We start from the raw sequence: 19,636 nt of genomic DNA on the forward strand, positions 1-19,636 counted from the left end.
CACGGCGCGCGGGAGGGATTGACTTCTCCCCATGGAGAAAGCGCTTTCCCCCTCCTCCTTCCCTCAGGGCACCCCCCTCGACCATCGCTACCAGGGGGAACACCCCGTCCGTACCCTCGCCTACCTGCTGCGCCCCGACCGGGCGCGGCTCGTCGCCGCCGTCGCCGTGTTCGCGGTCCGGCACAGCCCCCTGTGGCTGCTGCCGCTGATCACCGCGAACATCATCGACGTCGTCGTCCAGCAGCGGCCGATCTCCGAACTCTGGTACAACGCGGCCGTGCTGGCCTGCATGTTCGTCGTCAACTACCCCTCGGCCGTCCTCTACTCCCGGCTGATGAGCACCACCATCCGCCGGCTCAGCACCACCCTGCGCTCCGCGCTCTGCCGGCGGATGCAGGAGCTGTCCATCGGCTACCACTCCAGGGTCAGTTCCGGCGTGCTGAACGCCAAGGTGGTGCGGGACGTCGACACCATCGAGGAGAGCCTGAAGCAGACCGCGGAGGTCGGCCTCGGCGCGGTCACCACGATGCTCGGCGGGCTGATCGTCATCGGCATCCGCGCCCCCGCCTTCCTCCCCATCTTCCTGGTCGTCGTGCCGGCGGCCGCGCTGCTCATCCGGCTGCTGCGCGGCCGGCTGCGCGGCCGCAACGAGACCTTCCGCAAGGAGATCGAGCTCCTCTCCTCCCGGGTCACCGAGATGACCAGCCTGATCCACATCACCCGGGCGCACGGCCTGGAGAACACCGCGATCCACCGCGTCGACGGCGTGCTCGACCGGGTGCGCACCGCCGGCTTCCGGCTCGACCTGCTCAACGGGCGGGTGTCCTCGCTGGCCTGGAACGTGCTCAACGCGCTGGGCGTCTGCTGCCTGATCGGCGCGGCGCTGGTCGCCTACTACGGCTGGCTGCCGGTGACGGCGGGCGACGTCGTCATGCTGAGCACCTTCTTCACCACCCTCACCGCCTCCACCACCGCGCTGATGGGCCTGGCGCCGACCATGACCAGGGGGCTGGAGTCGGTGCGCTCCATCGGCGAGGTCCTGCAAGCCCCCGACCTGGAGAGCAACGACGGCAAGCGCGAGGTCGCCGGCGTCACCGGCGGCGTCGAGTTCCGCCGGGTCGGGTTCACCTACGAGGGCACCGACGAGCCGTCCGTCGCGGAGCTCGACCTCACCGTGCGGCCCGGCGAGACCGTCGCGCTGGTCGGCCCGTCGGGTGCCGGGAAGTCCACGGTGCTCAACCTGCTGATCGGCTTCATCCGGCCGACCGAGGGCGCCATCCTGCTCGACGGCCTCGACACCGCCGACCTGGACCTGCGCACCTACCGCCGCTTCCTCTCGGTCGTGCCGCAGGAGTCCATCCTGTTCGCCGGCACCATCCGGGAGAACGTGGCCTACGGGCTGCCGGAGGAGGTCGACGAGGACACCCTGCGCGCCGCCCTCCAGGCGGCCAACGCCTGGGAGTTCGTCTCCCGGCTGCCGGAGGGCGTCGACACCCTCGTGGGGCAGCACGGGGCCAGGCTCTCCGGCGGCCAGCGGCAGCGGCTCGCGATCGCCAGGGCGCTGATCCGCGACCCGCGGGTGCTCATCCTGGACGAGGCGACCTCCGCGCTCGACGGGCGCTCGGAGGCCCTGGTGCAGGAGGCGTTGGGCCGGCTGATGAGCGGCCGCACGGTGTTCGTCGTGGCGCACCGGCTCTCCACGATCCGCAACGCCGACCGGATCCTGGTGTTGGAGGGCGGCCGGATCCGGGAGACCGGCACCCACGACGAGTTGGTGGCCCTCGGCGGGCTCTACCGCCAGCTGCAGCCGGGCCACGCGGCCTGACCGACCGCCACCGCCCCTGGCCGGTCGGGTTCCTCCCCGGTCCCGGGGCGGTGGCGTCAGCGGGCCAGCAGCGCGAAGACGCCCCAGCCGAGGTGTTCCCGCTCGTACCGCGCGTAGCTGGCGGGGGCGGTGGTGAGCTCGGCCCGCAGCTCGGGGGCCAGCTCGTCGTCGGGGTTGCGGTCGAGCCAGCGGCGGATGCTGAGCCACTGGGCGGCCCGGTAGCGGTCCCAGCCCTCCTGGTCGGCCAGCACCATCTCCACGACGTCGTAGCCGAGTTCGCCGAACCGCTCGATCAGCTCGGGGAGCGGCAGGAAGTCGTCCTCGGCGGTGGCGTGGCAGGCCGCGAGGGTCTCCTGGTCGGGCGGCGGCCGCCGCCAGTACGGCTCGCCGACCAGCAGGATGCCGCCGGGGCGCAGGCTGCGCCGCAGCAGCTCGACGGTGCCGGCGACGCCGCCGCCGATCCAGGTCGCGCCGAGGCAGGCCGCGACGTCCACCGGCTCGGCCGCGACGTAGCCGGTCGCGTCGCCGTGCACGAACTCGACCCGGTCGGCGACGCCGAGTTCGGCGGCGCGGGCCTCGGCGCTCGCGGTGAACGCGGTGCTGATGTCCACGCCGGTGCCGGTGATGAGGTGGTCGCGGGCCCAGGTGCAGAGCAACTCGCCCGAGCCGCTGGCGAGATCGAGGACGCGTGCCTCGGGCGGCAGCCGGAGCGCCCGGCCGAGGGCGGCGAGTTGGTCGGCGGTGAACGGGTTGTGGATGCGGTGGCCGCTCTCGCGGATGGTGAAGACGCGGGGCAGTTCCACGGTGTGGCGGCTCTCCTGGGGCATGCGGTCAGAGGGGGCTGAGTCGGGCGTGCAGCAGGCAGAACTCGTTGCCCTCCGGGTCGGACAGTACGTGCCAGCTCTCGGTGCCGGTCTGGCCGACGTCGGCCGGTTTGGCGCCGAGCGCGAGCAGCCGCTGGAGCTCGGCCTCCTGGTCGCGGTCGGTGGCGTTGACGTCGATGTGCAGCGGGAGCTTCCCGGTGTGCGGGGCGTCGCTCGGGCTGAGGACGAGGATGGGTTGGGGGCCGCCGAATCCGGTGTCGGGCGGCCCGATCTCGATGCTTCCGTCGTCCTCCCGGCCGAGTTCGACGTAGCCGAGTACCTCGCCCCAGAACGCGGCGAGCCGCTCGGGGTCCGCGCAGTCGATGACCAGTTCGCTGATGCGGCATGCCATGCGCGTCAGTGTAGGGAGGCCCGCGCCGGCGCGCCGCGCATTATTCGGCGGCCGGTCGGGCGGGGCGCCAGCCGAGCGCCGGGGCGAGGTGGCCGGCGATGTCGGTGAGGATCTGGACGTAGTCCTCGGGCTCGAAGGTGAAGGGCAGCGCGAAGGCCACCTCGTCGACCTCGCGGAACGCGGCGTGGGCGGCCAGCCGTTCGGCGATCTCCGCCGAGCTTCCGACCAGGTCGGGGGCGAACATCAGCCGGGCGGGGCCCTGCGGGGTGGCCGTCCTCGGGGTGCGCTCGCCGGCGTACGCCTGGTACCGCGCGCGCTGTGCCGGGGTGGCGGAGTCGGTGGGGACGACGACGAGGCCCTGGGAGACCCTGGCCCGTTCGCCCTCGGGGTGGTGGGCGCGGAAGGTCCTGATCTGCGCGCGCTGGATCGCGGCGAAGTCCGGCTCGCCCTCGGCCTCCTCGGCCTTGACGACGCTGCTGGTCAGCAGGTTCATCCGGTGCTCGCCCGCCCAGCGGGCCGAGCGGAGGCTGCCCGCGCCGTACCACATGCGGTCGGCCAGACCGGGCGCCTGCGGCTGGACGCGGTCGGAGAACGCCTCGAAGCCCTGGGTGCCGCTGAAGCCGGTGGCCGGCTCGCCGCGCACGAACGACAGCAGCCGGCTGACGCGTTCGTGGCCGAAGTCCTCGGCGTCGCCGGTGTCCGGGTAGAGCGCGCCCCTGACCTCGTCGTACCGCATGGGCGGGCCGACGCTGACGCCCGGGTTGAGGCGGCCGCCGGCGAGCAGGTCGACGGTGGCCAGGTCCTCGGCGAGCCGCAGCGGGTTCTCCCAGCCGAGCGGGATGACGGCGGTGCCGAGGTCGATGCGGCTGGTCCGCTGGCTGGCGGCGGCGAGCACCGCGACCGGCGACGAGATGCCGTACTGGAGGTGCCGGTGCCGCACCCAGGCGCTGTCGAAGCCCAGCCGCTCGCCGAGTTCGATGAGGCCGAGGGTGGCCTCGTGGCCGGCGCGCGGGTCGGCGGGATCGAACAGACCGATCGTCAGGAAGCCCAGCTTCCGCAGCGTGCGCGCCATGGCGCGGGAGCCTAACAGCCGGTGCGGCCGCGCGGTGTTCCCCGCGCGGTTCAGGGCAGCCCGGAGGCGCCCCCTGGGCGCGGGGCGCGCGTGCCCCGGGGCCGCCGGTGTCGATCACCTAGGATGTTCGAACCTGTTCAGGGGGAGATGGCCATGGCGGAGATGCTGGTCGCGCAGCGACACGAGCTGCTGCTCAGAGAGTTGGAGGCGGCGGGCGGGCTGAAGGTGTCCGAGCTCGTGAGCCGGCTCGGCGTCTCCGGCGCCACCATCCGCCGTGACCTGGCCGACCTGGAGGCCGACGGCCGGGTGACGCGGGTGCGGGGCGGTGCCCTGCTCGCCGTGCCACCGCCCGCCGGCGCGACCGCGACGCCGCTCTCCGCCGCCCCCACCGCGCCGACCAGGGCGCTGGGGCTGCTGGTTCCCTCGGCCACCTACTACTACCCGCGGGTCGTCGCCGGCGTTCGGGCGGCGGCCGCCGAGCGCGGCGCGCGGATCGTGATCGGCCTCAGCGACTACGCGCGGCCGGACGACCTGACGCAGATCGACGAGCTGCGCGCGGCCGGCGTCGCCGGGCTGCTGGTCACCTCGGCCGGCGGCCCCCTCGTCCCGCAGGCGACGCTCGACCGGCTCCGGGACAGCGGCCTGCCGTTCGTGCTGTTGGAGCGGCAGCCGCAGGACCGCTACGGCCCCTACGAGTTCGTGGCCTCCGACCACCGGCAGGGCGCGGCCGCCGCGGTGCGGCACCTGGCGGAGCTCGGGCACCAGCGGGTGGCCCTGTTCACCAACGGCAGCCCGACGGCCGGGCACATCCGCGAGGGGCACGCGAGCGCCGTCGAGCAGCTCGGGCTCGACCCGTCGGCCCCGGTTCACGACAGCGGCCAGCCGTCGCCCGGCGCGGCGGAGGCCGCGGAGCGCCACGACCGGTTCGTGGCGGCCTGCCTGGCGGGCGGCGCCCGGGCGGCGCTCGTCCACTCCGACCACGACGCGATCGAGCTGATGCGGCGGCTGCGCTCGCGCGGGCTGCGCACCCCCGAGGACCTGGCGCTGATCGCCTACGACGACGAGATCGCGGCGCTGGCCGACGTGCCGTTGACGGCGGTGGCCCCGGCCAAGCACGAACTGGGGGAGCTGGCGGCCCGGTTGCTGCTCGACCGGCTCGACGCGGCGGAGCCGCCGGCGGTCCGGCAGCTGGTCCTCCAGCCGCGGCTGATCGTCCGGGCCTCCTGCGGCGCCGCGACCGCCGGCTGACCCCCCAGCCCCCGGGGCCAGAACCGCCCACGCGCGCGCAGTCGTTGCGCATCCTGGATGATGATTGCTAATCGTGAGCGGTATGGCGCATTCTATTGGCCGGTGAGCCAGCCGACCGAAGGTGTTTCCCCGCGATGCCCATGCGCCCCACTGCCCTGTTCGCCGTCGACGACCGCAATCTTCCGCTGCTCTTCCCGCCGGACGTGCTCGCCCGCCTGACGGAGCTGGTCGACATCGACCCCACGCTCACCGTCAAGGACTTCGCCGCCCCCGCCCTCGCCGGGCGGCTGGCCGAGGCGGAGTTCCTCGTCACCGGGTGGGGGTGCCCGCCGATCACCCCCGGCGTCCTGGACGCCCTGCCGCGGCTGCGCGCGATCCTGCACACCGGTGGCACGGTGAAGAAGCTGCTCCCGCCGGCCGTCTGGGAGCGGGGGATCGTGGTCTCCACGGCCGCGGCGGCCAACGCGCTGCCGGTCGCCGAGTACACGCTGGGCATGATCCTGCTCTGCGGCAAGGACGTCTTCGCCCTCCGCGACGCCTACCGCGAGACCGGGGCGCCGCCGCGCGGCCTGGTGGTGCGGGACTTCGGGAACGCCGGCCCGCGGGTCGGGATCATCGGCGCCTCCCGGATCGGCCGCCGGGTGATCGAGCTGTTGCGGCCCTTCGACCACGAGGTGCTGCTCCACGACCCCTACGTGGACGAGGCGGAGGCGCGGGCGCTCGGCGTGCGCGCCGTGTCCCTCGACGAGTTGCTGACGGGTTGCGCGATCATCTCCGTGCACGCGCCGGCCACCCCAGAGACCCGGCACCTGCTGGACGCCGAGCGGCTGGCGCTGCTGCCGGACGGCGCCGTGCTCATCAACACCGCCCGCGGCAGCCTGGTGGACACCGAGGCGCTGGTGAAGGAGCTGACGACGGGCCGGCTGCGGGCCGTGCTCGACGTCACGGACCCGGAACCGCTGCCCGCCGACTCGCCGTTGCTCCGGCTGCCGAACGTGTTCGTGACGCCGCACGTGGCGGGCTCGCTCGGCAACGAGCTGCGCCGGCTCGGGCTCAGCATGGTCCAGGAGATCGAGCGGCTGCTCGCCGGGAGCCCGCCGCGGCACGCGGTCGAGCTCGGGGAGCTCGACCGCACCGCCTGAGCCGTGCGCGGAGTTGACGCCTTCTGATCACTCCTCGGCGGCGAGTCGGGCGCGCAGCCGCCGGGTGGCCGAGGACATGTGGGCCCGCATGGCCTCCCGGGCGGCCCGCGGGTCGGCCGCCCGGACGGCGTCGAGGACGGCGGTGTGCTCGGCGAGCCGCCCCTCGCGCGGCTTGCGGATGTTCTGCCTTATCCACACCGCGACCAGGGTCTCCAGGCGCGCCTGGAGACCTGCCAGGGTCGCGTTGTGGGCGGCCTGGGCGAGCGCGCGGTGGAAGTCCAGGTCCGCCTCCAGGTAGGCGGCCGGGTCGTCGTGCGCCGCCGTCATCCGGGAGAAGTGGGTCTCCAGCGCGACCAGGTCGTTGCCGGTGCGGCGCAGCGCGGCCAGCTCGGCCAGGTCGGTCTCGACGCAGGCCCTGGCCTCCATCAGGTCCTCCACCGTCTGGTCGCCGAGCAGCAGCCCCCACTCCAGCACCTGGGGCAGCAGGTCGGAGGTGGCGTTCCGCACATAGGTGCCGTCGCCCTGCCGGATGTCGACGAGCCCCAACAGGCTCAACGACTTCAGCGCCTCGCGGACCGCGGAGCGCCCCACCCCGAAGTCCTCGGCCAACTGCCGCTCGGGCGGCAGCCGGTCGCCGGCCCGCAACTGCCCCGACGTCAGCAGGTGGTCGAGCAGCCGCCTCGCCACCTCGACCGCCGGCGCCGCCGGTTCCTCCCGCTCGATCCGCGTCAACCCCGCCATCGTCACCCCATCCTCGGTCGCCTGCTGAACCGTAGCCGAACGGTGTCCGGTCAGGAGTGGTGGAACAGCAGCCGCGACAGGGTGTTGACGCGGCTGCCAGGCACGACGTGCCTGGCCACCGCCTCCTGCCAGGCCGGGTAGTGCGGCGCGGCCCGGTGCGCGTCGACCGCGGCCTCGTCGGCGTAGAGCTCGTGGAAGACGAAGTGGTGGTCGTCCGCGAGGTCGCAGACCACGTCGAAGTACCGGCAGCCCGGCTCGTCGGTGAAGGACCGCTCGGCCTGCTCCCTGATGGCGGCGAGGAACGCGTCGCGGTGGCCGGGGACGACCTGGAGCGAGACGGTCAGCGCGATCACGCGGCCACCTCCGCCGGGGTCGGCAGGGCCACGCCGGTGCGGGCCGCGACGCGGGCGAGCGAGGCCCAGGTGTCGTCGACGATGCCGATCCCCTCGGCGCGCAGCCGCTCCGCGGTGCGGGTCTCGGGCTCGCCTGGCACCAGGATCTCGGTCACCCCTGGGGCGGTCGGCACGGCCTTGGTCTCCTCGATCAGCGTCTCCATCCGCCGCCCGAACTCGGCCGGTTCGGCCATCGCGCGGACGTCGAGGCAGATCAGCAGGTGGCCGCAGCCGCTGCGGGCGTCCGGCACGTAGGGGCCGGCGACGCCGGTGCCGAAGGAGCTGCCGGTCAGGACCCCGGCCAGCACGTCGAACATGAAGGAGATGGCGTAGCCCTTGTGGCCGCCCATCGGCAGGATGAGGCCCTCGATCGCGCGGCCCGGATCGGTGGTGGGCACCCCGTCCGCGTCGGCCGCCCAGCCCTCGGGGATCGGCTCGCCGCGCTCCCTCGCGTGGTAGATCTTGCCGCGCGCCACGCCGGTGTTGGCGATGTCCATCACCACCGTGCCGTACCGGCCGCCGGGCGCCGCGACGGACCAGGGGTTGGCGCCCACCCGCTTCTCGCGGCCGCCCCACGGGGCCATGGCGGGGCTGCCGTTGGTGCCCAGGATCGCCACGCAGCCGCGCTCTGCGGCCTTGCGGGTGAAGTAGGCGGCGGTGCCGAAGTGGCCCGAGTTCCGCACGCCGACCGCGCCGATCCCGTGCTCGCGCGCGCGGTCGACGCCCAGGGCGACCGCGTGGTCGGTGACCACCTGGCCGATGCCGTCCCGGCCGTCGAGCACCAGCACCGCCCCGTGGTCGGCGACGACGGCGGGCTCGGTGACCGCCGCCATCGCGCCGCTGGTCAGCCGGTCCAGGTACCAGGGCAGCCGCAGCATGCCGTGGGACGGGTGGCCCCACAGCTCGGCGGTGACCAGCGTGTCCGCGAGCAGTGCGGCGTCCCGGGCGGGAACGCCGTGGGCTTCGACGGTGGCGGTGGCGAACCGGATCAGGTCCGGTGCGCCGACGACGTAGGGCATGACGGCTCCTCACTCGCACGGTGAGCTGAGAGCATGCCCGCACACCCCCACAAGGTCAACCGGTAAACCAGATTTCGTGGCGAGCAGCTCCGGACAGAACGGCAGCAAAACCGGCACACCAGACGCCCGGCGGCAAAGTCCTGCGGTTCAGAAGGTTGACAGGTTTACCGGTTGCCATCATGTTCGACCTCTGACAGCGCCGTCGTGCCAGATTGGGAAAGAGCGCCATGTTTCGCACCGGTCCCGGCTCAGGCCCCGAACCCACCCACACTCCCCGGCCCTCGCGCCGCGCCGTCCTCCGCGGCGCCACGGCGGCCGGCCTGTTCGCCGCCGCCGGCGCCACGCTCGGCGGCTGCTCCACCCCGGACGCGGACGCGGCCGCCAGGCCCGTCCCCGGCTACTACCCGGCCGACTACGCCTCGCTGGTCGACGGCTCGCGCCGGGAACGGAAGCTGGTCATCTACTCGCAGACCTCGCAGACCGTCTGGCAGCCCATCTTCGACGCGTTCGCCGACCACTACCCGTGGCTCACCGACGTCCGGGCCACCAACCTCGGCAACTCGGCCGTCTACGAGCGCTACTACAGCGAGGCCGCGATCGGCACCTCCCCCGCCGACCTGCTGGTCTCCAACGGCCCGGGGAACTGGGCCGACTACGCCACCCGCGCCATCGCGGCCGACTACCGCTCGCCCGAGCGGAGCCGGCTGCCGGACTTCGCGGAGATCCTGCCCGGGATCTGGGCCTTCTCCGTCGACCCGGTCGTCATCCTCTACAACCGGCACACGCTCGACGAGTCGCGCCGCCCCCGCGGGCTCGCCCACCTGGGCGAGCTCTGCGAGGCCGAACCCGCCAGGTTCCGCGGCATGATCGGCGCCTACGACCCGTCCAACGCGTTCGGCTACGCCACCAACCACGGCTACACGGGAAGCGTCCCCGGCGGCTGGGAGAACATGGCGCGGGTGCTGCCCTTCGCCAGGGCCGAGCACTCCTCGGGGACGCTGGTCGAGAAGGTGGTGTCCGGCGAGTACGACGCCTCCATCAACATCAGCGGCGCCACCGCCGTCTCCGCCGCCAAGCGCAGCGGCGGGCTGCTCGGCTGGACGTACTGCGAGGAGGGCACGGTCCTCGTGCCCCGGGCCGCCTCGATCGTCTCGACCGCGCCGCACCCCGACACGGCCCGGCTCTTCCTCGACTTCCTGCTCTCCGCCGACGGCCAGGCGGCCGCCGCGGCCGGCGTCCTGACGCCTTACCGGCCGGACGTCGAGCAGTCGGACGTCGACAGCCTCGACGACGTGCGGCGGCGGCTCGGCGCGGACCGCGTCCACATCCACCCCTACGACCGGGTGGACGAGGCGGAACAGGAGTCCTACCTGCACCGCTGGGAGCAGGCCCTGGGGTGATCCCCTCCCCCGCCGCACGAAACGCCCCGACACCTCACGGAGAGCCCATGGCCACCCAGACCCGCCAGGCGCCGCCCGCCGCGCCCCCGGGACCGCCACGCGCCGGCGAGCTCGGCGTCCCCGGTTACCGCCGCTTCCTCGGCGCCGGCCGCGAAGTCCTCGTCCACTACCTGACGTTCCTGGTCACCGCCGCGCTGGTGCTGGCGCCCGTGGTGCCCATCCTGGCCCAGTCGGTGCGCGACCAGCCGCTGTACGCGGCCGGCGGCGTGTTCACGCTGGAGAACTACGGGCGTCTCTTCACCGAGGCCGGCTTCGGCGCGATCGTCCTCGACACCCTGCTGTTCGCCCTGCTGACCACGGCCTTCGCGCTGGCCATCGCGGTGCCGATGGCGATCCTGCTGACCCGCACCCGCTTCCCTGGCGCCCGCCTCGTCGAACAGCTGGTGCGCTGGCCGATCTACATATCCCCGCTGGTCCTCGCGTTCGGCTGGATCGTCGTCTACGGCCCGGCCGGCTTCGTCAGCACCGTGCTGCGCACCTACGGCGGCTTCGTGCCCTGGGACCTGTACACGCTGCACGGCATGGCCTTCGTCGAGGCGGTGGCCCAGGTGCCGGTCGCGTTCCTGTTCTGCGCCAACGCGCTGGCCTCGTCCGACACCTCGCTGGAGAGCGCCGCGCGGACGGTGGGCGCCGGGCCGGTCCGGATCCTGCGGTCGATCGTGGTGCCCATGCTGCGCCCGCCGATGCTCTACGCCGGCCTGCTGATCTTCGGCACCTCGGTGGAGACGCTCTCGGTGCCGCTGATCCTGGGCGAGCCGGCCGGCATCACCCTGTTCTCCAGCTTCCTCTACGACGAGGGCATCAACTCGATCAACCCGGACTACGGGCTGCTCGGCGCCGCCTCCACCCTGATCCTGGTGGGCACCATCGGCCTGGTCGTCCTCCAGACCCGACTGCTCCGCCAGGCGCAGCGGTTCGTCTCGGTGCGGGGCAAGGCCAACCGCGCCCAGCTGCTCGACCTGGGCCGCTGGCGCTGGCTCGGGTTCGCCTTCGTCGGCTGCTACCTCGCCTTCGGCGTGCTGCTGCCGATGCTCGCCCTGATCCTGCGGGCCTTCACCACGCTGCTGACCCCGCTGGTGAACCCCTTCTCGGTGCTGACCCTCGACAACTTCGAGCTGATCTTCTCCTACCGGCCCTACAGCGAGTCGATCCTCAACAGCATCACGGTGGCCCTCATCGGCTCGGTGGCCGTCACCCTGTTCGGCACCGTCGTGGTCCTGGTCGCCAGGCGCTCGGACTTCAGGTTCGCGCGGGCCCTGGAGACGGCCGCCCTGGCCCCGCACGCCATCCCCGGGCTGATCATCGGCATCGGCTTCTTCTGGGCCTTCGCCTGGGCGCCGGGCGGCGACCTGGTGCGCGGCACGCTGCTGGCGTTGATCATCGCCTTCGGCGTCCGCGCGCTGCCCTCGGCCTTCGGGGCCGTCTCCCCCTCCGTGCTCCAGCTCGGCCGGGAGCTTGACGACGCCGCGCGGGTCGCCGGCGCCGACTGGTGGCGCACCGTGTCCCGGGTGCTGATCCGGCTGCTCGTGCCGGCGATGCTGGCGTCGTTCCTGCTGATCTGGACGCAGATGATCCGCGAGTACGCGCCCGCCATGTTCCTGGCCGGCACCGAGTCCCAGGTGATCGGCACCACCGCCATCGACCTGTGGACGCAGGGCGAGACCGGCTCGGTCGCCGCGCTCGCCACCCTCCAGATCGCCGTCACCGCCGTCGTCGCCGGCCTGGCCGGAATCCTCCTGAAAGGAAGGCGCAGCCATGCCTGAGCTGGTCGTCGAGAACCTCGTCAAGTCGTTCGCCGGAAACGCCGTGTTGCGCGACATCACCTTCACCGTCGCCGACGGCGAGTTCTTCACGCTGCTCGGGCCGAGCGGCTGCGGCAAGTCGACCACCCTGTCGTGCGTGGCCGGCCTGGAGAACCCGGACGCCGGCACCATCAGCGTCGGCGACCGGGTCCTCTTCGACGGCCGCTCCCGCACCGTGCCGCCCGAGGAGCGCAACCTCGGCCTGGTCTTCCAGTCGTACGCGCTCTGGCCGCACATGACGATCGCCACCAACCTCGACCTGCCGCTGAAGCTGCGCAGGGTGCCGAAGCCGGAGCGGCGCCGGCTGGTCGACGACGCCCTGGAGAAGGTCGACATGCTGGCTCTCCGCGACCGCTACCCGCACCAGCTCTCCGGCGGGCAGCAGCAGCGGGTGGCCCTGGCCAGGGGCATCGTCTACTCGCCTGGCGTGCTGCTGCTCGACGAGCCGCTGTCCAACCTCGACGCCAAGCTGCGCGACCAGGCCCGCTCGTGGCTGAAGACGCTGCAGCGCGAGGTCGGCATCACCACGGTCTACGTGACGCACGACCAGATCGAGGCCATGTCGCTCTCCGACCGGATCGCGGTCTTCATGGACGGGCGGATGCGGCAGGTCGGGACGCCGGCCGAGATCTACGAGTCGCCGGCCGATCCCGAGGTCGCCGGGTTCATCGGCCGCTGCAACCTGCTGGCCGGCCGGATCGAGGAGGCGCCGGCGGACGGTCCCACCGTCCGGGTCGAGCTGGGCGCGAGCGGGCAGCGGCTCGACGTGCCGCGCGCGGCGGGCGCGACGGCGGGGCGGGCGGCGACCGTGGGCCTGCGGTCCGAGCGGATCACCCTGGCCGAGCGGGTCGACGCCGAGCCGGCCGGCGTCAACGTGCTGCGGGCGACCGTGACCCAACGCTCGTACACCGGGGCGCGGTTCGAGTACGAGCTGGCGGTCGGGGAGCTGACGGTGCAGGCGGAGAGCCCGGTGGCGTACGACGCCCGCGAGGTCAACCTGCTGATCCGCCCCGAGGACTGCTTCCTCTATCTCGCGGCGGCCTGAGCGGTCTGAGTGGCCGCGGTCCGGGCGGGCCCGGGTGGGCGGGGGCGCGCGCCCCCGCCCACGGCCGCCTCAGCGGTCGGCGCCGGCGAGGGCCGCGCGCACCACGTACGGCAGGATCCCGCCGTGCCGCAGATAGGCCACCTCCTGCCGGGAGTACAGCCGCAGCCGCAGCGGGATCCGCGTCTCGCCGCCGTCCGGCCGGCGCGCCAGGAGCAGCACCGGGTTGGTGCCGGGCGACAGCTCGTCGAGGCCGAGCAGGTCGAGGTCCTCGGCGCCGGTGAGCCCGTGGCGGCCGGCGCCGTCTCCCGGCGCGAACTCGACGGGCAGCACGCCCATGCCGATGAGGTTGGACCGGTGGATCCGCTCGAAGCTCTCCGCCACCACGGCCCGCACCCCGAGCAGGGCCTGCGCCTTGGCGGCCCAGTCGCGGCTCGACCCGGCGCCGTAGTTCCGGCCGGCGAACAGCACGAGCGGGACGCCGGCGGCCCGGTAGCCGGCGGCCGCCTCGTGGACCGGCAGGATCCGCTCGCCGTCGACGGCGCGGGCGTGCCCGCCCCGGCCGCGCTCCCCCTCGGGCAGCAGCAGGTTGGCGACCGCCGCGTTGGTGAAGGCGCCGCGGAGCATCACCTCGTGGTTGCTGCGCCTGGTGGCGTACTGGTTGAGGTCGCGGGGCGCCGTGCCCCGCTCCGCGAGCCAGCGGCCGGCCGCGCTGTCCTCGGGGATGGCGCCGGCCGGGGAGATGTGGTCGGTGGTGACGTCGTCGCCGAGCCGCAGCAGCGCCCGCGCGCCCCGGACGACGGGCGTGCCCGGCTCCCGGCGGGCGAGGCCGACGAGGTAGGGCGGCCGCCTGAGGTAGGTGGACTCCGGGTCCCAGTCGTGCCGGACGCCGTCCCGCCCGGCCAGCCGCCGCCAGTGCGCGGTGCCCTCGCGGAGCCGCTCGGTGTTCTCCCGGAACAGCTCGGGGCGGACGGCGGCGGCCACCACCTCGGCGACCTCCTCGTCCGACGGCCAGACGTCGGCCAGGAACACCGGCCGGCCCTGTCGGTCGTGGCCGAGCGGCTCGGTCGCCAGGTCGCGCAGCACGGTGCCGGCGAGGGCGTAGGCCACCACGAGCGGCGGCGAGGCGAGGTAGGAGTACGCGATCCGCGGGTTGACCCGGCCGGCGAAGTTGCGGTTTCCGGAGAGCACGGCGACGGGCTGCCGCCCGGCGTCCGCCAGCTCCGTCATCCGGGCCTCCAGCGGGCCCGAGTTGCCGATGCAGGTCATGCAGCCGAAGCCGGCCACGTGGAACCCGATCCGTTCCAGGGCCGGCAGCAGGCCGGCGGCGGTCAGATACCGCTCGACGACCCGGGAGCCGGGCGACAGCGAGGTCTTCACCCACGGTTTGGGGCGCAGCCCGGCCGCGGCGGCCCGCTCGGCGAGCAGCCCGGCCTGGATCATCAGCGTCGGGTTGGCCGTGTTGGTGCAGCTGGTGATGGCCGCGATGGCCACCGGACCGGCCGGCACCCGCTCGCCGTAGACCGGATCGGGCTCGGCGGTCGGGGCCGCGCCCCGGTCCTCGCCGACGGCCGCCAGGAAGGAGCGCGGCACCCGGGCGAGCGGAACCCGCTGGTGGGGCAGGTGCGGGCCGGCCAGGCTGGGTTCGACGGTGGCGAGGTCGAGGTCGAGCACGGCGTCGAACCGCGGCTCCGGCGCGCCGGGCAGCCGCTTGAGCCCCTGCGCCGTGAGGTAGGCGTCGACCAGCTCGCGGTGCCCGGCGTCCCGCCCGCTCAGCCGCAGATAGCGGGCCGTCTCTTCGTCGTAGGGGAAGAACACGCAGGTGGCGCCGTACTCCGGGGCCATGTTGGCGACCGCGGCACGCTCCGCCCAGCCGAGGGTGTCCACGCCGTTCCCGGTGAACTCGACGAACCGGTCGACCACGCCGGTGGCGCGCAGCAGTTCGGTGAGGGTCAGCGCCAGGTCGGTGGCGCCGACGCCGGGGGCCAGCCGCCCGGTGAGGCGCACCCCGACCACCTCGGGGAAGGGGATGGCCACCGGCTCGCCGAGCAGGGCCGCCTGCCCTTCGAGCCCGCCGACGCCCCAGCCGACGACGCCGAGCGCGTTGATCATCGGGGTGTGGCTGTCGGTGGCCACCAGCAGGTCGGGGTGGAGCAGCGACGGGCCGCCGTCCGCCGCCTCGTCGGTCCACACGACGCGGGCCAGCGACTCCATGTTGACCTGGTGGATGATGCCGGTGCCCGGCGGCACCACCCGGAACCCGTCGAGCGCGCGCTCCGCCCAGCGGATGAAGGCGTACCGCTCGTGGTTGCGCCGGAAGTCGACCCGCAGGTTGCCCTCAAGCGCGCCGGCGTGGCCGTACTCCTCGACGACCACCGAGTGGTCCACGACCAGGTCGACCGGCACGGCGGGCCGCAACCCGGCCGGGTCCCCGCCCAGTTCGGCCACGCTGTCGCGCATGGCGGCGAAGTCGGCGAGCGCCGGCAGGCAGGTGGTGTCGTGCAGCATCACCCGGTTGGGCAGCACCGGCACCTCGCACTCCCCCGCCCCGCCCAGGATCCGCGCCCGCACCGCCGCGAGCGCGTCGGGCGAGCGGCGGGCCACGTTCTCCAGGAGGATCCGCACCGCGTAGGGGACGGCTGCCGCCGCGCCCGGCGGCAGCAGCCGGTCGAGCGGGACGTAGCGGTACGCGCGGTCGCCGACCCGCAGGACGGCGGTGGACGGGGGTGGGGCGGTGGCGTTCATGCGGCCGATTGTACGAACGAGCACATCGATACAAAACCCCGCGGCCCGCCCCTTCCCAGCACGGCGGACGATCCCGCACCCGTACCCTCCGGCGGATCCGTACACTTTCCGCAGCGGACGAGGGAGGCTGGACGAGAATGACCGCGGACGGCGGGGAGCGGGCGGTGCGGCCGGGGGTCACGACGCCCGTCGCGACCCGGCTCGTCGAGCTCATCCACGAGAGCGGGCTCCCGGCCGGCGCCCATGTCACGGAGCAGTGGGCGGCGGGACCGCTCGGCGTCTCCAGGACCCCGGTGCGCAAGGCCATGGCACTGCTCGCCGAGCTCGGCATCCTCAGACAGGAGCCACACCGCGGCTACTTCCTGGCCAGGCCGGCCGAGTCGCTGGCCCGCGCCGGCCTCGCCGGTGAGGCCGCGCCGGAGGACGACGCCTACTTCCGACTGGCGGACGACCACCTGGGCGGCCGGCTCACCGGCCCCTTCACCACCGCCGACGTGGCCCGCCGCTACGGCCTGACGCCCCGCCAGGCGGGCCGGCTGCTGACCAGAATGGCCGGCGAGGACCTGATCAGCGGCCGCACGGGGCGCGGCTGGGAGTTCCGGCCGGTGCTCGCGACGGCCGAGGCGCACGACCAGAGCTACCGGTTCCGGATGATCATCGAGCCGGCGGCGCTCCTCGAACCCGGCTTCACCCCCGACGCCGACGCCTTCGCCAGGCACCGGGCGCGGCAGGAGGCGCTGCTCACCGGGGACGCCTTGCTGCTGCCGCGCGCCGAGCTGTTCCAGGTGAACGCCGAGTTCCACGAGATGCTGGTCGGCTGCGCGAACAACCCCTTCCTCGCCGACGCGTTGCGCCGCCAGAACCGGCAGCGCCGGCTGATCGAGTACCGCCACCAGCTCGACCGCACCCGGCTCGTCGGTCAGGCCAGGGAGCACCTCCGCCTCCTCGACCTGGTGGAGAGCGGCCGGCGGCGGGCGGCCGCCGACTTCCTCCGCGACCACCTGGACGCCGTCCGGGCCCGCAAGACGGGCATCGCGGGCGGGGACGCGGCCGACTGACCGCCCGTCAGCCGGCGGCCTTCCGGCTGAGGTGCTCCCACGCCGGTAGAGCTCGGCTACGCCAAGCTCTCGATCGAGGGCATCGCGACGCGGGCCGGCGTCGGCAAGCAGACCATCTACCGGTGGTGGCGGTCCAAGGGAGCGGTGGTCTTCGACGCGTTCCTGACGCTGAGCCAGGGCGCGGAGGGCATCGTGCTCCCGGACACCGGCGACATCGAGGCCGACCTCAGGGCCGTGCTGCGCGCGACCGTCGCCGAGTTCGCCGACCCCGCCTTCGAGGGGCCGATCAGGGCGCTCACCATGGAGATCTCCGCGGATCCAGAACTGGCCGCCCAGTACCAGGAGAAGCTGGCGGCGCCGGTCGAGGAGGCCAAGCGGGAGCGGCTGCGCGCCGCGCAGCGCGCCGGGCAGCGCGCGGCCGACGCCGACCTCGACCTGGCGCTCGAACTGCTCTACGCCCCGCTCTTCCAGCGGTGGCTGCTCCGCTCGGGGCCGCTCACCCCCGAGTACGCCGACGCGCTCGTCGACCAGGCCCTCAGGGCGCTGCGGCCGGACTGACCGGCGCTCAGCCCTGCCGCTCCGCCGGCTGCTCGGCGGCCGCCCGGGGCGCCGTCAGGTCGAGCAGCAGCATGGCGTCGTAGTCGGGGGTCTCCGGCTCCGCGACGTACACCCCGAGCCGCTGCCCCTGGGTGCCCTCCAGTTCCATCCCCTGGTAGCCGAGGCTGATGGTGCCCACGGTGGGGTGGTGGAAGACCTTCTTGCGGCCGTAGGGCCGGCCACGGACGTCGTAGCGCTCCCACAGGCTCGCGAAGTCGCGGCTCTTCAGCAGCAGTTCGCCGACGAGGTTGGCCAGGTCGGGGGCGTCGGGGTCGGTGCCGGCCAGGGCCCGGAGACCGGCGACGCAGTACCGGATCTGGTTCTCCCAGTCGTCGAAGACGTCGCGCGCGGCGGGGTGCAGGAAGAGGTAGCGGGCCAGGTTGCGCTGTTTGACCGGCCAGTCCTCGATGCCGGCGTAGAGGGCGAGCCCGCCCGGGTTGGTGGCGAGCAGGTCCATGGCGCGGCTGGCGACGTAGGCCGGGTTGGGGCGCAGCGTCTCCAGGAGCAGCTTCAGGTGCGGGCGCACCGTGCGGCCGGGCGAGGCCGGCGGCTCTGGCGCGTACCGGGCGGCGCGGGCCGCCAGGTTGCGGAGGTGGCCGTGCTCGTCCTCGTCAAGACGCAGCGCGCGGGCGAGCGCGTCCACCACGCTGGGGCTCGGCCGGGTCTCCCGGCCCCGCTCCAGCCGGACGTAGTAGTCGATGCTGATCCCGGCCAGGGTGGCGAGCTCCTCGCGGCGCAGCCCCGGGGTGCGGCGCAGTCCTGGGCCGAGGGTGAGGCCCACCTCCTGCGGGCTCACCTGGGTGCGGCGGGCCCGCAGAAAGCGGCCCAGTTCCGTGCCGCCGCCGTTGCGTTGCTGGTCGGGTGCCATACCCCCAGGGTGGTACCGCGCTGAACCGGAAGAAAGCCGGGTGGGGGGCCCTGTCACACCCCCCTCACCCTGTTCACCCGTACGGCTCGGCCTGCCGCGACCCCACCACCGGGCGGCAGGCTGGACGACGGCCGGCGTCGGCTAGGCCGGGTGGCGCACCGGCGCGCGCGTCACCACCCCGTGGGCGGCCATCGTGGGAGACGGCCCCCATCGACTCACCCCCGCCGATACTCGAGGAAAGAAGAACCATGGAGTACACCCGACTGGGATCGTCAGGTCTCAGGGTCAGCCGGATCGCCCTGGGCTGCATGAGCTTCGGCACCCCGAGGGAGATCACGCCCTGGACGCTCGGCGACGACGACGCCGAGCCGATCTTCCGGCAGGCGCTCGACCTCGGCATCACGTTCTGGGACACCGCCAACATCTACGGCCTCGGCACCTCGGAGGAGATCGTCGGACGGGCCCTGCGGAAGTACACGAAGCGCGACGACATCGTGCTGGCGACGAAGCTGTTCATGCCGATGGGCGAGGGCCCGGGCGGCTCCGGGCTGTCCCGCAGGGCGGTCATGGAGCAGGTCGACGCCTCGCTGCGGCGCCTGGACACCGACTACATCGACCTCTACCAGATCCACCGCTTCGACCCGGAGACCCCGGTCGAGGAGACGATGGAGGCGCTGCACGACGTGGTGAAGGCCGGCAAGGTCCGCTACCTCGGCGCCTCGTCGATGTGGGCCTGGCGGTTCGCCACCATGCAGTACGTGGCGGACGCCAACGGCTGGACCCGCTTCGTCTCGATGCAGGACCAGTACAACCTGGTGCAGCGCGAGGAGGAGCGCGAGATGTTCGGGCTGCTCGCCGACCAGGGCGTGGGCTCCATCCCGTGGAGCCCCCTCGCCGGCGGTCTGGTCACCCGCCCCTGGGGCGACCGGAGCACCAGCCGCGGCCAGGCCAACCCGACCACCGACCAGCAGGGGCGGCCGCTCTTCCTCGACAGCGACAAGGCGACCGTCGACGCCGTCCAGCGGATCGCCGAGGCGCGCGGGGTGTCCATGGCGCAGGTCGCCATGGCCTGGGTGCTGCGCAACCCGGTGGTCGACGCCCCCATCGTGGGCGCCACCAAGGCCCACCACCTCGCCGACGCCGTCGCGGCCCTCGACATCGACCTCACCGACGACGAGGTCAGGGCACTGGAGGAGCACTACACCCCGCGCGAGCCCACGTACTTCTGACGGCCCTCCCGGGGTTACCGGTGGACGGCGTAGCCATACCGCTCCGGGCGCACCGTGTCGTCGCCGAGCTCGGCGGCGACACGGTGCGCCCAGTAGGGCTCGCGCAGCGGCTGCCGGCCGAGCAGGGCCCCTGACCTGTGGCTTCGCCTCTTTCAGCCGCTGTCTCAGCCTTCCTGCCTTG

General features: G+C 73.7%; 17 protein-coding genes and 1 pseudogene. 10 read left to right on the plus strand and 8 right to left on the minus strand.

Annotated elements, in window-relative coordinates:
- Positions 1 to 31 precede the first annotated feature (31 nt).
- A complete protein-coding gene (locus ACYVPE_RS15090; protein WP_461034081.1) occupies positions 32 to 1,825 on the plus strand; it encodes an ABC transporter ATP-binding protein in 1,794 nt (597 codons plus the stop codon).
- Between the two features lie 56 nt (positions 1,826 to 1,881).
- Here the strand turns inward: ACYVPE_RS15090 and ACYVPE_RS15095 are convergent, their stop codons facing one another.
- The 3 genes from ACYVPE_RS15095 to ACYVPE_RS15105 are packed head-to-tail and all read right to left on the minus strand — an operon-like array spanning position 1,882 to position 4,112.
- Entirely contained in the window at positions 1,882 to 2,628 is a 747-nt protein-coding gene (locus tag ACYVPE_RS15095; RefSeq protein ID WP_461034118.1) for a methyltransferase domain-containing protein, read from the minus strand.
- A gap of 28 nt (positions 2,629 to 2,656) precedes the next feature.
- Positions 2,657 to 3,040: a VOC family protein gene (locus ACYVPE_RS15100; protein ID WP_461034082.1), complete on the minus strand. Its 384-nt coding sequence runs from the start codon at positions 3,038 to 3,040 to the stop codon at positions 2,657 to 2,659.
- Between the two features lie 40 nt (positions 3,041 to 3,080).
- On the minus strand, positions 3,081 to 4,112 hold the full coding sequence (locus ACYVPE_RS15105) for an LLM class flavin-dependent oxidoreductase (RefSeq protein ID WP_461034083.1): 1,032 nt from the start codon (positions 4,110 to 4,112) through the stop codon (positions 3,081 to 3,083).
- A gap of 153 nt (positions 4,113 to 4,265) precedes the next feature.
- Between ACYVPE_RS15105 and ACYVPE_RS15110 the strand changes: the two genes are divergently transcribed.
- Together ACYVPE_RS15110 and ACYVPE_RS15115 are read left to right on the plus strand one after the other, a co-directional pair.
- On the plus strand, positions 4,266 to 5,360 hold the full coding sequence (locus tag ACYVPE_RS15110) for a LacI family DNA-binding transcriptional regulator (RefSeq protein WP_461034084.1): 1,095 nt from the start codon (positions 4,266 to 4,268) through the stop codon (positions 5,358 to 5,360).
- A gap of 134 nt (positions 5,361 to 5,494) precedes the next feature.
- Positions 5,495 to 6,502 (plus strand): hydroxyacid dehydrogenase, encoded by a 1,008-nt coding sequence (locus ACYVPE_RS15115; RefSeq protein ID WP_461034085.1) that lies wholly within the window; start codon positions 5,495 to 5,497, stop codon positions 6,500 to 6,502.
- Between the two features lie 27 nt (positions 6,503 to 6,529).
- Here ACYVPE_RS15115 and ACYVPE_RS15120 read toward each other — a convergent pair whose 3' ends face one another.
- From ACYVPE_RS15120 to ACYVPE_RS15130, 3 genes are read right to left on the minus strand one after another with little or no spacing between them, the layout of a single operon-like run.
- Positions 6,530 to 7,243: a FadR/GntR family transcriptional regulator gene (locus tag ACYVPE_RS15120; protein WP_461034086.1), complete on the minus strand. Its 714-nt coding sequence runs from the start codon at positions 7,241 to 7,243 to the stop codon at positions 6,530 to 6,532.
- Between the two features lie 50 nt (positions 7,244 to 7,293).
- On the minus strand, positions 7,294 to 7,596 hold the full coding sequence (locus ACYVPE_RS15125; protein WP_461034087.1) for a putative quinol monooxygenase: 303 nt from the start codon (positions 7,594 to 7,596) through the stop codon (positions 7,294 to 7,296).
- The gene (locus ACYVPE_RS15130) at positions 7,593 to 8,654 is read right to left on the minus strand and encodes an Ldh family oxidoreductase (protein WP_461034088.1); all 1,062 of its coding nucleotides are present in this window, start codon (positions 8,652 to 8,654) and stop codon (positions 7,593 to 7,595) included. The genes ACYVPE_RS15125 and ACYVPE_RS15130 overlap by 4 nt, the downstream gene beginning before the upstream one ends.
- A gap of 227 nt (positions 8,655 to 8,881) precedes the next feature.
- Between ACYVPE_RS15130 and ACYVPE_RS15135 the strand changes: the two genes are divergently transcribed.
- Genes ACYVPE_RS15135 through ACYVPE_RS15145 form a run of 3 tightly spaced genes read left to right on the plus strand, consistent with a single transcriptional unit; the run spans position 8,882 to position 12,961 of the window.
- Positions 8,882 to 10,054, plus strand: a complete 1,173-nt coding sequence (locus ACYVPE_RS15135; protein ID WP_461034089.1) for an ABC transporter substrate-binding protein — start codon at positions 8,882 to 8,884, stop codon at positions 10,052 to 10,054.
- Positions 10,055 to 10,101: 47 nt separating this feature from the next.
- Entirely contained in the window at positions 10,102 to 11,877 is a 1,776-nt protein-coding gene (locus tag ACYVPE_RS15140; RefSeq protein WP_461034090.1) for an ABC transporter permease, read from the plus strand.
- The gene (locus tag ACYVPE_RS15145; protein WP_461034091.1) at positions 11,870 to 12,961 is read left to right on the plus strand and encodes an ABC transporter ATP-binding protein; all 1,092 of its coding nucleotides are present in this window, start codon (positions 11,870 to 11,872) and stop codon (positions 12,959 to 12,961) included. The genes ACYVPE_RS15140 and ACYVPE_RS15145 overlap by 8 nt, the downstream gene beginning before the upstream one ends.
- 69 nt (positions 12,962 to 13,030) lie before the next feature.
- On the opposite strand, the gene acnA is transcribed toward ACYVPE_RS15145, so the two are convergent.
- Positions 13,031 to 15,703, minus strand: coding sequence for an aconitate hydratase AcnA (gene acnA, locus ACYVPE_RS15150; RefSeq protein WP_461034092.1), 2,673 nt, complete (start codon positions 15,701 to 15,703; stop codon positions 13,031 to 13,033).
- A gap of 137 nt (positions 15,704 to 15,840) precedes the next feature.
- Here acnA and ACYVPE_RS15155 point away from each other — a divergent pair, with 137 nt between their 5' ends.
- The 3 genes and pseudogenes from ACYVPE_RS15155 to ACYVPE_RS15165 all read left to right on the plus strand — a co-directional run bounded on the left by ACYVPE_RS15155 (position 15,841) and on the right by ACYVPE_RS15165 (position 17,319).
- On the plus strand, positions 15,841 to 16,761 hold the full coding sequence (locus tag ACYVPE_RS15155) for a GntR family transcriptional regulator (RefSeq protein ID WP_461034093.1): 921 nt from the start codon (positions 15,841 to 15,843) through the stop codon (positions 16,759 to 16,761).
- A gap of 66 nt (positions 16,762 to 16,827) precedes the next feature.
- Positions 16,828 to 16,899 (plus strand): annotated as a pseudogene (locus ACYVPE_RS15160) (TetR family transcriptional regulator); the annotation flags it as partial.
- A 6-nt stretch (positions 16,900 to 16,905) separates the two neighbouring features.
- Positions 16,906 to 17,319 (plus strand): TetR-like C-terminal domain-containing protein, encoded by a 414-nt coding sequence (locus ACYVPE_RS15165; RefSeq protein ID WP_461034094.1) that lies wholly within the window; start codon positions 16,906 to 16,908, stop codon positions 17,317 to 17,319.
- Between the two features lie 7 nt (positions 17,320 to 17,326).
- Here ACYVPE_RS15165 and ACYVPE_RS15170 read toward each other — a convergent pair whose 3' ends face one another.
- Complete coding sequence (locus tag ACYVPE_RS15170) at positions 17,327 to 18,226, minus strand: helix-turn-helix transcriptional regulator (RefSeq protein WP_461034095.1); 900 nt, start codon at positions 18,224 to 18,226, stop codon at positions 17,327 to 17,329.
- Between the two features lie 248 nt (positions 18,227 to 18,474).
- On the opposite strand from ACYVPE_RS15170, the gene ACYVPE_RS15175 reads away from it, so the two are divergent.
- Positions 18,475 to 19,455 (plus strand): aldo/keto reductase, encoded by a 981-nt coding sequence (locus ACYVPE_RS15175; RefSeq protein ID WP_461034096.1) that lies wholly within the window; start codon positions 18,475 to 18,477, stop codon positions 19,453 to 19,455.
- Positions 19,456 to 19,636 lie beyond the last annotated feature (181 nt).

Source organism: Streptomyces mayteni (assembly GCF_054783955.1).

Excerpts from the sequence above, each read along its gene's own strand:
- ACYVPE_RS15090 (WP_461034081.1), top strand. The coding sequence starts at position 32 with ATGGAGAAAGCGCTTTCCCCCTCCTCCTTCCCTCAGGGCACCCCCCTC.
- ACYVPE_RS15100 (WP_461034082.1), bottom strand. The coding sequence starts at position 3,040 with ATGGCATGCCGCATCAGCGAACTGGTCATCGACTGCGCGGACCCCGAG.
- ACYVPE_RS15105 (WP_461034083.1), bottom strand. The coding sequence starts at position 4,112 with ATGGCGCGCACGCTGCGGAAGCTGGGCTTCCTGACGATCGGTCTGTTC.
- ACYVPE_RS15110 (WP_461034084.1), top strand. The coding sequence starts at position 4,266 with ATGGCGGAGATGCTGGTCGCGCAGCGACACGAGCTGCTGCTCAGAGAG.
- ACYVPE_RS15115 (WP_461034085.1), top strand. The coding sequence starts at position 5,495 with ATGCCCATGCGCCCCACTGCCCTGTTCGCCGTCGACGACCGCAATCTT.
- ACYVPE_RS15120 (WP_461034086.1), bottom strand. The coding sequence starts at position 7,243 with ATGGCGGGGTTGACGCGGATCGAGCGGGAGGAACCGGCGGCGCCGGCG.
- ACYVPE_RS15130 (WP_461034088.1), bottom strand. The coding sequence starts at position 8,654 with ATGCCCTACGTCGTCGGCGCACCGGACCTGATCCGGTTCGCCACCGCC.
- ACYVPE_RS15135 (WP_461034089.1), top strand. The coding sequence starts at position 8,882 with ATGTTTCGCACCGGTCCCGGCTCAGGCCCCGAACCCACCCACACTCCC.
- ACYVPE_RS15140 (WP_461034090.1), top strand. The coding sequence starts at position 10,102 with ATGGCCACCCAGACCCGCCAGGCGCCGCCCGCCGCGCCCCCGGGACCG.
- ACYVPE_RS15145 (WP_461034091.1), top strand. The coding sequence starts at position 11,870 with ATGCCTGAGCTGGTCGTCGAGAACCTCGTCAAGTCGTTCGCCGGAAAC.
- acnA (WP_461034092.1), bottom strand. The coding sequence starts at position 15,703 with ATGAACGCCACCGCCCCACCCCCGTCCACCGCCGTCCTGCGGGTCGGC.
- ACYVPE_RS15155 (WP_461034093.1), top strand. The coding sequence starts at position 15,841 with ATGACCGCGGACGGCGGGGAGCGGGCGGTGCGGCCGGGGGTCACGACG.
- ACYVPE_RS15170 (WP_461034095.1), bottom strand. The coding sequence starts at position 18,226 with ATGGCACCCGACCAGCAACGCAACGGCGGCGGCACGGAACTGGGCCGC.
- ACYVPE_RS15175 (WP_461034096.1), top strand. The coding sequence starts at position 18,475 with ATGGAGTACACCCGACTGGGATCGTCAGGTCTCAGGGTCAGCCGGATC.